A 12,712-nucleotide genomic window follows, 5' to 3' on the forward strand; every position below is an offset into this window, starting at 1 on the left:
CTGCCTGTCGCAAGGGATAGGCGCAGCATCCCCGCTGGGCAAGGGCTGTCGCCCCCGCAGCTGCCCGCTCGGCAGGGTCACGCGCGTCATCGGCATTCAGCCGCCCGCAAGGTTGAGGCGCGCGGCCATGATCAGATCGTTCAGCGTGACGCCCCCTGCGGAATGGGTGGTCAGGGTGACGCTGGCATGGCCCCAGCCAAAGGCGATGTCGGGATGGTGGTTGGCGCATTCCGCCTGCCACGCCGCCAGCATGGCGATCTGGGCCGGGCCCTTGAAGGACTTGAAGCGCCATTCGCGCCGGATGGACTTGCCGTCCGGCGCCAGTTCCCAGCCAGGCAAGCTGGCCAGGTGGCGCCGAATCTCGTCCTCGGGCAATGCGGGGGCGCCGTCCACGATTTTTTCTTGGGCAAGACCGGTCATCGCTTCCTCCTCACAGGATCGGCGCGGCAAGCGCCAGCAGGTTGTTGCGCAACCGCCGCCACAGCGACCAGCTGCGGATTTCGCCGATGGTGATCGACTCGGACCGGGCGATGTAGCTGTCCTGACGTTCTTCCAGCTGGTCGATCAGATCGCGGTCCAGAAACAGCATGTTCATCTCATAATTCAGTTCGAAACTGCGGCGGTCCATGTTCGCGCTGCCGATCATCGCCATGCGCCCATCGGCAAGGATGATCTTGGAATGCAGCAGGCCCGGCCGATACAGCATCAGTTTCACCCCGGCCGAGACGAGCCCATAGTAAAATCCTTCTGAGGTCGCCTGCACGACAAGGGAATCGTTGCGCAACGGCAGGATCATGGTCACGTCCACCCCACGCCGCGCGGCCGTCCGGATCGCGGAATCCAGCGAACTGTCGGGAACGTAATAGGGCGTCGTGATGACCAGCCGGTGACGCGCGGCATGGATCATCGTCGCCATGCAGTCCGAAAGCGACCCCTGCCGGTCGTCGGGGCCGGTCGCCACCACCTGCGCGATGTCTCCGCCCGCGATCGCCGGGGGCGCGGTCTTCAGCATCTCGCCCAGATCCTCGCCGGAATAGCTCATCCAGTCCTGCAGGAAGACCGCCTGCATCTGGCGCACGACCGGCCCCTCGATTTGCAGCAGGATATCCGTCCAGGGCGCGAAGCGGGGCTTGATCGCAAAGGCGCGATCGGCGCAGTTTCGGCTTCCGGTGAAGCCGACCACCTGGTCGATCACCACGATCTTGCGGTGATTGCGCAGGTCCATGCGGCGGACGAGGCTGCCGATGATCGGCAGGCCCAGCGGCAGGGCGACCGCGCATTCCGCCCCCGCCGCGGCCATACCGCGCCAGCTGTCCGAAGCGCTGAACGCGCGCGAGCCGAAGGCGTCGATGATTGCGCGCACCTTGACCCCGCGCCGCGCCGCACGCATCGCCGCCTGGGCCACCAGCCGCCCCGACGGGTCGTCCAGCCAGATATAGAACAGCAGGTGGACATGATCCTGCGCCGCGTCGATCGCAGCGACCAGATCCTGGATGGCGGAGTCGTCTTCGGCCAGCAGGGTGGCGCGGTTGCCCGCCATCGCGCCGAACCCGGTCGTCGCCCGATTCGCGGCGATCAGCGGCGCGGCAAAATCCGGGGGCTCGCGGACCAACTCGCGACTCGGGCTCCACAGGCCGGACAGGCGACTGCGGATGTTCCCCACATGCTCGACATCGGCGCCATGCATCCGGATCTCGCCGAACAGGACATAGGCCAGGATGCCGACCAGCGGCACCAGCTCGATCACCAGGATCCAGGACAGTCTGACCGTGGGTTCCAACCGCGGACGCAGCAGCACGCGGACGGATACCGCCAGCGCAATCGCATAGTGAATGAACACAAACATCTCGGCCCACATGGTCGCCATGAAAGCCCGCCGCGGTTAGAATTGCAATTCCGGCGCCATTTGCCTAAGTGGACGGCTGAACGCAGCGCAAGGGGCCTTCTCGGATGAACTGGATCACCAACTATGTGCGTCCGCGCATCAATTCGCTGTTCTCGCGCCGGGAAGTGCCCGAGAATCTGTGGACGAAATGCCCGGAATGCGGAAACATGCTGTTTCACCGGGAACTGGCGGACAATCTGAACGTCTGCACCCATTGCGACCACCACCTGGTGATCACCCCGCGCGACCGCTTTGCCGCGCTGTTCGACGGCGGTGTCTTCGTCGAGGTGAAGGTGCCCGAACCCGTGGCCGACCCGCTGCAATTCCGCGACCAGAAGAAATATCCCGACCGGATGAAGGCCGCGCAGAAGTCCACCGGCGAAAAAGAGGCCATGCTGGTCGCCGAGGGCGAGATGGGCCGCACTCCCGTGGTCATGGCCGCGCAGGATTTCTCGTTCATGGCCGGCTCGATGGGCATGCATGTCGGCAACGCGATCATCGCCGCCGCCGAACGTGCCGTGAAGCTGAAACGCCCGCTGGTGCTGTTCTCGGCCGCGGGCGGGGCAAGGATGCAGGAAGGTATCCTGTCCTTGATGCAGATGCCGCGCACCACCGTCGCGGTCCAGATGCTGAAAGAGGCGAAACTTCCCTATATCGTCGTTCTGACCCATCCGACGACCGGCGGCGTCACCGCGTCCTATGCCATGCTGGGCGACATCCAGATCGCCGAGCCAAATGCCCTGATCTGCTTCGCCGGTCCCCGCGTGATCGAGCAGACCATCCGTGAAAAGCTGCCCGAAGGGTTCCAGCGCGCCGAATACCTGCTGGAGCACGGGATGCTGGACCGCGTGACCCACCGCAAGAAGATGCGCGACGAGCTGATCTCGATCCTGCGCATGGTGATGCGCCAGCCCGCGCCGGTTGCGGGCGACCTGCCCGCACCGGGCAGCATCGCCGCCCTGCATTCCGAACACGACGTCAAACCCGCTTGATCCGGGGCAGATCAGATGACCACCTCCGACGCCATCCTTGCCAGGCTGATGCAGCTTCACCCCAAGGTCATCGACCTGTCACTTGACCGGATGGAGCGGATCCTGGCCGCGCTGGGAAACCCCGAGCGCCGCATTCCCCCGGTGATCCACGTCGCCGGCACCAACGGCAAGGGTTCGACCCAGGCGATGATCCGCGCCGGGCTTGAGGCGGCGGGCAAGCGCGTCCACGCCTATACCTCGCCGCATCTGGCCCAGTTCCATGAACGCATCCGGCTGGCCGGATCCCTGATCTCGGAAGACCTGCTCGCCGCCACGCTTGAGGAATGCGAGGCAGCGAATGCTGGGCAGCCGATCACCTTCTTCGAGATCACGACCGCTGCGGCCTTCCTGGCTTTCTCGCGCGTTCCGGCCGATTACACGCTGCTTGAAGTCGGGCTTGGCGGGCGGCTGGACGCGACGAATGTCGTCGACGATCCGCTTCTTTGCGTCATCACCCCGGTCAGCATCGACCACACCCAGTTCCTGGGCGAGACCCTGCCCGAAATCGCGGGCGAAAAGGCCGGGATCATCAAGCGCGGCGTGCCCTGCATCGTCGGCCCGCAGGACGGCCCCGCACGCGAGGTCATCGAGGCGCGGGCCGAGGCGCTTTCTGCCCCGCTGCGCATCGCGCGGCAGGATTGGGACAGCTATTCCGAACATGGCCGGCTGGTCTATTTCGATCATTCCGGGCTTTTGGATCTGCCGCTTCCGAACCTGCCCGGCCCGCATCAGATCGTGAATGCCGGGGCCGCCATTGCCGCCCTGCGCGAGCTGGGCTTCGGCGAGCCCGAGGCAACCGCCGCCGTCACCCGCGTGGAATGGCCGGCCCGGATGCAGCGCCTGACGCGCGGACCGCTGGTCGAAGCCGCCCAGGATTGCGAATTGTGGCTGGACGGTGGCCATAACCCTGCCGGTGGCGAAGCGCTGTCCGCGACGCTGGCCGCGATGCCGGGCCGCCCGACGCATCTGGTCTGCGGAATGCTGAACACCAAGGATGTCGAAGGCTATATGCGCCCGCTGGCCCCGCAGGTGCGCAGCCTGATCGCGGTCCCGATCCCCGGCGCCGATGCGACGCTTCCGGCCGAGGCGACCGAGCAGGCCGCCGCGAATTCCGGCATAGCCGCAACCACCGCGCCGGACGTGCTGGATGCCGTGGCTCGCATCGCGCGCGAGGAACCCGGCGCGCGCATCCTGATCTGCGGCTCGCTTTACCTTGCGGGCGACGTGCTGCGCGAGAACGGCTAGGCTAGGCCCGACCCCAATCGGCGTCCCGCATCTCGCGCAGGCGGCTTGCAGTGCGCTCGAACTCAAAGGCCCCCTCACCCTCGGCGTAAAGCCGTTCGGGATCGTCGGCGCCGCTGGCGATCAGACGGACCTTGGCTTCGTAAAGCGCGTCGATCAGCGTGACGAAGCGCTTGGCCTCGTTATAGTTCGACTGGCTGAGGCGCGGGATGGAATCCAGCAGCAAAAGATCAACCGCCTCGGCAACGGCCAGATAATCCGCCGGGCCAAGCGGCTTTGCGCACAGATCCCAGAAACTGGCCCGCGCGATGCGCCCGACATGCTGGGGCAGCTCGACCTTGCGGCCCTTGATCTCAAGGACCAGCGGTTCGGGCGTGACGCCTCCGGTCTCCTCGCGCCAGATCCGGTCCATCTGCGCCCGGGCGATCGAATCGGCGGGCGCGAACCAGACCTGCCCACCCTCGTCCCGGTTCTGGCGGTAATCGGTCACACTGGACAGTTCGATGATCTGCATCCGTTCCTTCAGCAGTGCGATGAAGGGCAGGAAAAGCTGGCGGTTCAACCCGTTCTTGTACAGATCCTCGGGCACCCGGTTCGAGGTGGTGACGACCGTCACCCCTTCTTCCATCAGGATCTGGAACAGCCGACCCACGATCATCGCATCGGCAATGTCGGTGATCTGCATCTCGTCGAAGCAAAGCAGGCGGACCTTGTCAGCGATCTGCTTGGCGACGGGGCGGACGGCATCCTGCTGGCCGGTCTTGCGCACGCCTTCCAGCGCGGCCTGAACCTCTTGCATGAATTCGTGGAAGTGGACGCGACGCTTCTGCGACAGGGGCGCCGCCTCCATCACCAGGTCCATCAGCATGGACTTGCCGCGCCCGACACCGCCCCACAGGTAGATCCCCTTGACCGCGGGGGTCGCGGCTGCGCCGGACCCGCCGCCGATCAGTCGCGACAACCAGCCGCCCTTGGGCTGGGCCGGTGCCGGGGTCGCCGCGCCAAGGTCGCGCACCAACCGGTCCAGCGCGGGCAGGACGCCGCGTTGCGCCGGATCGGGTTCAAGCTGGCCGGCGGTGACGCGGGCCTCGTAGAGTTCGGATACAGTCGCCATGGCCGCCCCCTGCCAAAGATCGGGGCCGCGCGCAAGTGCCCGCGCGCCCCGACCGAGTTCGCGATTTCAAGGATGTTGCTGCCTAGGCAATGGCCCGGTTGCGCGTCTCGGTCCGGATCAGAAGCGTGGCAAAGGCCGCCACCACCAGCAGGGCCGCGAAGACCGCGATGGCAGTGCCGAAGCCGCGCGCCACCACGACACCCAGCAGGGACGGCGCCAGAAGGCCGCCCACCCGCGCCACGGCGCTGGCTGCACCCATGCCGGTGCCGCGCAGACCGGTCGGGTACAGTTCGGGCGTAAAGGCGTAAAGCGCGCCCCAGGTCCCCAGCAGCGCAAAGCTCATCAGCAGAAGCGAGATGGCGACCAGCCCCGGCCCCGAGGCCAGCGTGAACATCAGACAACCCGCGGCGCTGAGCAGCAGGAAGATCTGCAACGTCAGCTTGCGCCCCCAGGCCTCGACCCCGTGGGCGGCCAGCGCATAGCCGGGAACCTGTGCCAGCGCCAGCAGGACAAGGAAGCCATAGCCGCGCACGAAGCCGAAGCCGCCCTTGACCAGTTCGGCCGGCAGCCAGACGAAGACCCCGTAATAGGACAGCGACACCAGGAACCAGGTGGCGAAGACCGCGATGCTTTGGTTGCGCAGCTCTGGCCCGAACAGGCCCTGTCTTGCGGCCGGAACTTCGGGCGCGACCAGCCGGACCTGCTCGGGCAAGGCGCGCGCGCCATTCGCGGTCAGAACGCGGTCGACGACCTTGCGGGCCGCTGCCTCATCCCCCTGCCGCAGCAGGAACATCGGCGATTCTGGCACCCAAAGCCGCAGCCCGATGCCGATCAGGGCAGGCAGCGCCGCGACTGCAAAGATCCAGCGCCAGGTCTCGACCGCCCCCGCCAGACTGGCAATCCAGGCCGTCAGGGCGACAATGATCGTGCCGATGGCCCAGAACCCCTCCAGCCAGACCAGCCAGCGCCCGCGGTTCCGGGGCGGAAGGAATTCGGCCATCATGGCGTAATCGACGGGCAGCGTGCCCCCGACAGCCATCCCGGTCAGGAATCGCAGGACGAGAAGCGTCATGAAATCCGGCGCAAAGACCGAGGCAAGGCCAAAGATCGCGTCGCAGGTCACCGTCAGAAGCAGGACCTTGCGCCGCCCGATCCGGTCCGCGATGCGCCCGAACAGCGTCGCGCCCGCGAACATCCCCAGGAAGAACAGCGTCCCGGTCTGCAGGGCCTGCGGCACCGTCAGGCCAAAACTTGCCGCGATCGAGGCCGCAGTGAAGCCGATGGCGATGACCTGCATCGCATCGGCCGCCCAGACCAGCCCGAAAATCCCCAGCAATCGCTTTTGAAAGCGGCCAGCCCCGCCCTGCGCCAAAGCCTCGTCGATGGTCATCTGCATGTCCGGGTCTTTCCGTCGGTCGAAATTGGGCGCCATTTGCACATAGAGGCTTCGATAAATCCAGCCGGAAGCTCACCATTCCGTGCGCGGATGCAGGCCCGCGCGACCCAAGGCTTGCCCCCGGCCCGCAAAGACGCGATTTTCAGGCACATGAACGCGCGAAGCCAGGCCCAGATCCAGGAGCGGAGGACGCAGCCCCTGCGGCTGTGCCTGCTTGTGCTGGCGCTTTTGCTGCTGGCTTTGCTGCCCGGCCCGCGCGCGCCGGACCACCCCGGCGGACCCGGCCATCCCTACGGCGATGAAACCGTTGTCGCACTGAACGGGCAGGTTCTGGCCGCAAGGCCGGATCACGTCGTCCCGCGACCGCTGCCACTGACGGGGCTGATCCCAACGGCCCCACCCGCTCCGCTACGACGCATCGCCGCGACCGCAAACCCGCAAATCGTCACGACGCGGCTGGCAGATGCCTGCACCGTCACTCCCCGTGCCCGCGCGCCTCCGAGCTGTTTCCAGATCGCCTGAAATTCGACCGCCTCTTCCAGCCGGAAGAAGGCGGCGACCCCGATTGCGTATTTCAAGGAAACGGACATGAGCCTTCAGACTCTGGACACGGACAACACGCGCCGCCCGCTGGGCGAGGCCGCGCCCCATGTGATGACCCCCACGGCAGCGGCTAAACCCGCCAGCCCCTTCGAAACCACCCCGCCCGAGGCCCCGCCCCGACGCAGCACGCCGCCACGCTCGGCCGGGTCGGTGGCGCTGCATTGGTCGCTGATGATTGGCGGCTTCGTCGCGCTGGTGCTGGCGGGGCAATGGCTGCTGTGACCCGCGCCCGCCAGGCGTGAAACAGAACGGGACAGGGCCGCCCCAACATCGCTGCTGGGCGGCCCATCCCTGAATCTGGTTGCCATCTGGTGATGTCAGGGACGCGCAGCCAAGTGCGCGCCCCTGAACCGGATCATTGCCCTGCGGCGGGCTTTTCGGCCTCCATCTTGGCCTTGGCGCGGGCGTCCACACTGGCCTCGATCTGGTCGATGGTGAAGGATGCCGGGGTCTGGCTGGGCGGAAAGTCGACGAACGTCTCCAGGAACTTGCCCGCATGCATGGTCAGCTGCGCCATCAGGAAGTCGTTCTTGGTCCGCCAGTCATCATATTGGTCCGACACGATATCGGCGCGCTCATAGGGGTCCATGCGAAGGTTGAAAAGTTTCGGAATGCGGTAGCAGTCGAAATTCTCATACCAGACCTTGAACCCTCCGGGCGCCGGCATTTCGCAGAACACAGCCTTCCAGTCGCCATAGCGATAGGCGACCAGCTTGCTGTCGTCGTTGAAATAGGCGAACTCGTTCCGCGCACTCTTGTCGGTCTGCCCGGTCAGCAGCGGCAGCTGGTTATAGCCGTCGAGGTGGACCTTGAAGGTCTTGTCCTCGATCTGCTTGCCGGCCAGCAGCTCATCCTTGATCTTGTCGTCGCCCGCCGCCGCGACCAGCGTCGGGAACCAGTCGAGACCCGAGAACATCGCGGTCGTGACCTCGCCCGGTTTGATCTTGCCCGGCCAGCGCACCATCGCGGGCACCCGGAAGGCCCCTTCCCAGTTGCTGTCCTTTTCCGAACGGAAAGGCGTCGTCGCGGCATCGGGCCAGGTGAACTGGTTCGGCCCGTTGTCGGTGGTGTAGATGACGATGGTGTTGTCGGTGATGCCCATGTCGTCCAGCGCCTTCAGCAGCTTTCCGACATCGCCGTCATGTTCGATCATGCCGTCGGCATAGTCGTTGCCGGGCATCCCGCTTTGGCCCTGCATCTCGGGGCGAATATGGGTGAACAGGTGCATCCGCGTCGTGTTCATCCAGGTGAAGAACGGCTTTCCTGCGTCATGCTGGCGCTTCATGAAGTCGATGGCGGCGGCCGTCGTCTCGTCGTCGATCGTCTCCATCCGCTTCTTGGTCAGCGGACCGGTATCTTCGATCTGTCCGTCGGCAGTGGCCCTCAGCACCCCGCGGGGCGAGTTCGCCGCGACGAATTCCTTGTCATCGGCGGGCCACAGGGCGCGCTCGGGCTCCTCCTCGGCATTCAGGTGATAAAGGTTGCCGAAGAATTCGTCGAAGCCGTGATTGGTCGGCAGGTATTCGTCGCGGTCGCCCAGGTGGTTCTTGCCGAACTGCCCGGTCGCATAGCCCATCGGCTTCAACACCTGGGCAATGGTGACGTCGCGATCCTGCAGGCCCACCGTGGCACCGGGCACGCCGACCTTGCTCAGGCCGGTCCGCTTGGGCGTTTGCCCGGTGATGAAGGACGACCGGCCCGCGGTGCAGCTGTTTTCCGCATAATAGTCGATGAAGCGCATGCCTTCGTCGGCGATGCGGTCGATGTTCGGGGTGCGGTATCCCACGATCCCGTCGGCATAGGCCGAGATATTGGTCTGGCCGATATCATCCCCGAAAATGACAAGGATGTTCGGCTTGGCCGCCGCATCCTGGGCATAAAGCGGGGTCGCCAGCGTCATGGATAGTCCAAGGAATAGTCCGAATTTACGCATTGGTAGTCTCCGTAGGCAAAGACTGGGCAACGAATCATTCAAGGGAGTGGGCAAAGGATAGCGCGCGACGCGCCCCTGTCTAATGCCGAGGGCCTTGGTCTTGCCCCCGGACGCGCAGGCGACGGCAGAAAAGTCACTGAAACGGATATGAAAAAGGGCCGCCCGCGATCTGACGCGACGACCCGTTATGCGATTTCCGGATTTTCCGGGAAGTGTCTGGAACCATAGCTCCCGGCCGTTTCCGGGCGGGAATTATGGTGCCGGTGAAGGGCAACGAATCGTGATCTCGGGAACTCTCATCAGGTTGCATTTGCTATCAATCATCTACTTTTCCCAATAAGTTAACTGACTCATACTGTCCTATTTCCTAGCATTCACTCTCATGCTCTCTTACACCTAAAGGGGGATAAAAAGGTGGATTGAAAGATGCGCGCAACCAATCGCTTGTCAGCCAAAGGCATATCCGCAGCCGCACCCGGAAAATATGCTGATGGAGGCGGACTGTGGTTCGTGAAGCGTGATGACGGCGGCGCGCAATGGGTTCTGCGAGTCACCATCCATGGCCGACGCCGGGAAATGGGTCTGGGTGCCTTTCCGGCGGTGGGCCTTGGCGAAGCCCGTCGGAAAGCTGATGAAGCACGCGCTAAAGTTCGAGACAGCGTCGACCCTATCAAAGATCGGGAGCGGCAGCGCAGGGAGGCCGCGCGCAAGCTGCACCTGTTTCAAGACATTGCACAGGATGCTTTTGAAAGCCGCAAGGCCGCGCTGAAGGGGGATGGGCAGGCGGGGCGCTGGTTCAGCCCGTTGGCGCTTCACGTTTTGCCGAAGCTGGGCAAGATTCCCGTTTCCGAAATCGACCAAATAGACATCCGCGACACGTTGCTCCCCATCTGGCACACCAAATCCGAGACCGCCCGGAAAGCTCTGCGGCGAATCGGCATCTGCATAAAGCACGCCGCTGCTCTCGGACTGCCGGTAGACCTTCAGGCGGTCGAAAAAGCCGATGCCCTTCTTGGCAAGTCCCGCCATAAGGCCGAACATATCCCCGCCATGCGGTGGCAGGACGTTCCCTCGTTCTATGCCAGCTTGAACGAGGGCAGCACGGCCCATCTGGCCCTGCGACTCCTGATTCTAACCGGTGTCCGGTCCTCTCCGCTGCGGCACATGCACGAAGATCAGATGGACGGCGACATCTGGACCATTCCCGGCGAAAAGATGAAAGGTCGCCGTGATGCCACACCTGATTACCGCGTCCCTCTGGTGCCGGAGGCGTTGGACATCATCGAGCAAGCCCGGCGGGTTTCCCGCTCGGGGTTCCTCTTTCCCAGCGTCCGGAAAGGTGTCATCTCGGACGCGACCATGGCCCGCCTGATGGAGCGGCGGAAGATGGAAGCTCGTCCGCATGGTTTCCGCACCAGTTTGCGCGTCTGGCTCGCTGAGACTACCGACGCGCGATATGAGGTCGCCGAAACAATGCTGGCCCATACCGTCGGCAGCGCCGTCGAACGGACCTACAAACGCACCGACTTCCTTGAACAGCGCCGCATTCTTCTGCTGCGCTGGGCGGATCATGTCACCGGAAAAACCGGGAAAGTCCTTCAGCTAGCGAGCGCACAATGAGCAAGAGTTCCTTTAGATCGGTGCAACCCGTTGCAACGAAGGCCCCGCTTGAGGCCTCGGGCATCTCGAACGATGAGGTGCATGAGGAGTTCCATATGGATGCGATGGGCTTCGCAACCGGGTATGAAATTACTATCAACGGACGGCCTCGATATATAAAGAAAAGGTTACCCCGAGACGTCCAAGGTACAGATCAATTTACGAGCATGCGCCAAACGCTGGAAGCGATTCTTGGAGAGTGTGAGACGGCCCCACCCTCTGCAGGAGGGTTCGCCCGCGTGGCCCTTAATTACCTAGCTGCCGCCGAAAAATGCATCGCACGGCTTCCGGAGGAATATCGGGAATTCGGTCGAAGAATCCTCACCGCGGCATGGCAAGCCGGTAACCATAATGCCGAAGCGATTCTTCGCGACAAAGGCTTAAAAAATGCCCGAAGCGGACAGCGGTCATCCAATGGCGGGGAAAGGGGACGGTATGCAAACGCTCGAAGACGGAGACGGTTGAGCGCCATAGAGGACCGCATCTTTGATAAGATCGCAAAAAAAATGGAGAATGAAAGAAAATTAGGGGGTCACATGACCTTACTCGAAACACTGCCGCACGTTAACCTAACCATGATCGTGCAAGATATTATTATAAGTGAAAAAGATAAGCGCGGCGTTAATGAGATCAACAATCTGACAAACCGAGTGAGACGAGCAGTTAGAAACGGCTCCATTTCCGATTATCTCGGAGACACCAAAACAGCAAATCTCCCCCTCAAACGAGACCGCTAGCCTCTACTGTTTGGGGCAAACAAAAGCTACACTCGTTTTACATGTAAGACGCCACGGTTCAACATGATGCCACATGCAACTAATCATGGCCTCATGAGATGAACCAACATCTGAACGTTATCCCACACCGGCTGGCTTCGGCCCGCGAAGCCGCTGCATACTATGGTGTCAGCCCGTCCACACTTTGGCGCTGGGTCCAACAAGGCATCATCCCGGAACCAATCCGCATCGGCGGACGCACCTTCTGGGAGCCGGAGGCTCTGCAACAGCATACCGCCGAGCTTCGCGCCCAGCGCACCTCGAATTGAAAACCCGCCCACGCGCAGGCACGGACGGGGTAATCTCTGACAGGTTCAATTCAGATTATATCTTGACCGGCTGCGCATTCCAATAGGAATCGCATCAATGTCTAATATGAAAAGCCCTCACGGGCCCGGTTCGACGTGCCTTAACACGAAAACCGCCGCAATCAATCCTTTCAAAATGGCCTATCATCGCCCGTACGACATTTCGTGCATGACGAAGAGAGAAATCGAGCGACGGCTTGCCATGAGATGCGTGATTGACGTACTCGGCATGAGCAGCCTTGAAATGAAAGAATGGCTGGTCGCAAACTGGCTGTTTCTCCCCACCATATACGGGCGGGTTTCTTGTATTGTGCCGGTCAGAAACGCAATAGATGGAGACGATTGGTTACCGCCGGTCCCGATCAGTCGTGCGAGCTATTTCCGCGCTCTTCGAGGGCTTGAGGAAAAAGGAGTGATTTCTCGGAAGCGCCTTCCGACCGGAACCGCGATCTGGCTCCATATTGATGAGGACTTTGCGATGAAATTCTATCGTCACTGGGAAGTCAACGGCCAAAGCCATGACGCGGAGATGCAGGAATGATCTCCTCTGACTCCTCCGACCACTACCCCGCCGAGATTTGCCACGTAATGGTCCTCGGAAAATCGTTCCGGACCATCGAGCGCGATCCAGCATAGCCGGAGAGGCACTGACAAGCAGGCCACAGGCCGATGGATCGCGCTGGCATATCCGATCACCAAAAGCGCCCTCATGCGCCTGTGGCGTAATAAAACCGGCGCTATCAAACGGGAGATCGCTGCTCTTCC

13 protein-coding genes are annotated in these 12,712 nt (G+C 63.0%); 8 read left to right on the plus strand and 5 right to left on the minus strand.

Features of this window, described 5'->3' with window-relative positions; all coding sequences use genetic code 11:
- Positions 1 to 96: 96 nt before the first annotated feature.
- Together ACO2Q4_RS12820 and cls are read right to left on the minus strand one after the other, a co-directional pair.
- Positions 97 to 420, minus strand: a complete 324-nt coding sequence (locus ACO2Q4_RS12820) for a 4a-hydroxytetrahydrobiopterin dehydratase (RefSeq protein ID WP_311757356.1) — start codon at positions 418 to 420, stop codon at positions 97 to 99.
- A gap of 10 nt (positions 421 to 430) precedes the next feature.
- The gene (cls, locus tag ACO2Q4_RS12825; protein WP_311757357.1) at positions 431 to 1,867 is read right to left on the minus strand and encodes a cardiolipin synthase; all 1,437 of its coding nucleotides are present in this window, start codon (positions 1,865 to 1,867) and stop codon (positions 431 to 433) included.
- 83 nt (positions 1,868 to 1,950) lie between these two features.
- On the opposite strand from cls, the gene accD reads away from it, so the two are divergent.
- Positions 1,951 to 2,877: an acetyl-CoA carboxylase, carboxyltransferase subunit beta gene (accD, locus tag ACO2Q4_RS12830; RefSeq protein ID WP_423319692.1), complete on the plus strand. Its 927-nt coding sequence runs from the start codon at positions 1,951 to 1,953 to the stop codon at positions 2,875 to 2,877.
- Between the two features lie 15 nt (positions 2,878 to 2,892).
- The gene (locus tag ACO2Q4_RS12835) at positions 2,893 to 4,161 is read left to right on the plus strand and encodes a bifunctional folylpolyglutamate synthase/dihydrofolate synthase (RefSeq protein ID WP_423319694.1); all 1,269 of its coding nucleotides are present in this window, start codon (positions 2,893 to 2,895) and stop codon (positions 4,159 to 4,161) included.
- Between the two features lies 1 nt (position 4,162).
- Here ACO2Q4_RS12835 and zapE read toward each other — a convergent pair whose 3' ends face one another.
- A complete protein-coding gene (zapE, locus tag ACO2Q4_RS12840) occupies positions 4,163 to 5,272 on the minus strand; it encodes a cell division protein ZapE (RefSeq protein ID WP_423319696.1) in 1,110 nt (369 codons plus the stop codon).
- Positions 5,273 to 5,354: 82 nt separating this feature from the next.
- Positions 5,355 to 6,668 carry an MFS transporter gene (locus ACO2Q4_RS12845; RefSeq protein WP_423319697.1) on the minus strand — a complete coding sequence of 438 codons (1,314 nt, stop codon included), beginning with the start codon at positions 6,666 to 6,668 and terminating at the stop codon, positions 5,355 to 5,357.
- Between the two features lie 150 nt (positions 6,669 to 6,818).
- Between ACO2Q4_RS12845 and ACO2Q4_RS12850 the strand changes: the two genes are divergently transcribed.
- Positions 6,819 to 7,190: a hypothetical protein gene (locus ACO2Q4_RS12850; RefSeq protein ID WP_423319699.1), complete on the plus strand. Its 372-nt coding sequence runs from the start codon at positions 6,819 to 6,821 to the stop codon at positions 7,188 to 7,190.
- Between the two features lie 66 nt (positions 7,191 to 7,256).
- On the plus strand, positions 7,257 to 7,493 hold the full coding sequence (locus ACO2Q4_RS12855; protein WP_423319701.1) for a hypothetical protein: 237 nt from the start codon (positions 7,257 to 7,259) through the stop codon (positions 7,491 to 7,493).
- A 133-nt stretch (positions 7,494 to 7,626) separates the two neighbouring features.
- On the opposite strand, the gene ACO2Q4_RS12860 is transcribed toward ACO2Q4_RS12855, so the two are convergent.
- Positions 7,627 to 9,204 (minus strand): arylsulfatase, encoded by a 1,578-nt coding sequence (locus ACO2Q4_RS12860; RefSeq protein WP_311757364.1) that lies wholly within the window; start codon positions 9,202 to 9,204, stop codon positions 7,627 to 7,629.
- Positions 9,205 to 9,630: 426 nt separating this feature from the next.
- On the opposite strand from ACO2Q4_RS12860, the gene ACO2Q4_RS12865 reads away from it, so the two are divergent.
- From ACO2Q4_RS12865 to ACO2Q4_RS12880, 4 genes are all read left to right on the plus strand, one after another.
- Entirely contained in the window at positions 9,631 to 10,824 is a 1,194-nt protein-coding gene (locus ACO2Q4_RS12865; protein WP_423319703.1) for a tyrosine-type recombinase/integrase, read from the plus strand.
- Positions 10,821 to 11,600, plus strand: coding sequence for a hypothetical protein (locus ACO2Q4_RS12870; protein WP_423319705.1), 780 nt, complete (start codon positions 10,821 to 10,823; stop codon positions 11,598 to 11,600). The genes ACO2Q4_RS12865 and ACO2Q4_RS12870 overlap by 4 nt, the downstream gene beginning before the upstream one ends.
- Before the next feature lie 98 nt (positions 11,601 to 11,698).
- Positions 11,699 to 11,908 (plus strand): helix-turn-helix transcriptional regulator, encoded by a 210-nt coding sequence (locus ACO2Q4_RS12875; protein WP_423319707.1) that lies wholly within the window; start codon positions 11,699 to 11,701, stop codon positions 11,906 to 11,908.
- A gap of 97 nt (positions 11,909 to 12,005) precedes the next feature.
- Positions 12,006 to 12,488, plus strand: coding sequence for a hypothetical protein (locus ACO2Q4_RS12880; protein WP_423319708.1), 483 nt, complete (start codon positions 12,006 to 12,008; stop codon positions 12,486 to 12,488).
- Positions 12,489 to 12,712: the final 224 nt, after the last annotated feature.

Origin of the sequence: Paracoccus sp. KR1-242 (assembly GCF_049446195.1) — a bacterium.
Classification (GTDB): Bacteria; Pseudomonadota; Alphaproteobacteria; order Rhodobacterales; family Rhodobacteraceae; genus Paracoccus; species Paracoccus broussonetiae.

Coding starts and splice junctions, on each gene's coding strand:
- ACO2Q4_RS12865 (WP_423319703.1), top strand. CDS start 9,631: ATGCGCGCAACCAATCGCTTGTCAGCCAAAGGCATATCCGCAGCCGCA.
- ACO2Q4_RS12855 (WP_423319701.1), top strand. CDS start 7,257: ATGAGCCTTCAGACTCTGGACACGGACAACACGCGCCGCCCGCTGGGC.
- ACO2Q4_RS12850 (WP_423319699.1), top strand. CDS start 6,819: ATGAACGCGCGAAGCCAGGCCCAGATCCAGGAGCGGAGGACGCAGCCC.
- accD (WP_423319692.1), top strand. CDS start 1,951: ATGAACTGGATCACCAACTATGTGCGTCCGCGCATCAATTCGCTGTTC.
- ACO2Q4_RS12860 (WP_311757364.1), bottom strand. CDS start 9,204: ATGCGTAAATTCGGACTATTCCTTGGACTATCCATGACGCTGGCGACC.
- ACO2Q4_RS12845 (WP_423319697.1), bottom strand. CDS start 6,668: ATGCAGATGACCATCGACGAGGCTTTGGCGCAGGGCGGGGCTGGCCGC.
- ACO2Q4_RS12835 (WP_423319694.1), top strand. CDS start 2,893: ATGACCACCTCCGACGCCATCCTTGCCAGGCTGATGCAGCTTCACCCC.
- ACO2Q4_RS12820 (WP_311757356.1), bottom strand. CDS start 420: ATGACCGGTCTTGCCCAAGAAAAAATCGTGGACGGCGCCCCCGCATTG.
- ACO2Q4_RS12870 (WP_423319705.1), top strand. CDS start 10,821: ATGAGCAAGAGTTCCTTTAGATCGGTGCAACCCGTTGCAACGAAGGCC.
- ACO2Q4_RS12880 (WP_423319708.1), top strand. CDS start 12,006: ATGTCTAATATGAAAAGCCCTCACGGGCCCGGTTCGACGTGCCTTAAC.
- ACO2Q4_RS12875 (WP_423319707.1), top strand. CDS start 11,699: ATGAACCAACATCTGAACGTTATCCCACACCGGCTGGCTTCGGCCCGC.
- zapE (WP_423319696.1), bottom strand. CDS start 5,272: ATGGCGACTGTATCCGAACTCTACGAGGCCCGCGTCACCGCCGGCCAG.
- cls (WP_311757357.1), bottom strand. CDS start 1,867: ATGGCGACCATGTGGGCCGAGATGTTTGTGTTCATTCACTATGCGATT.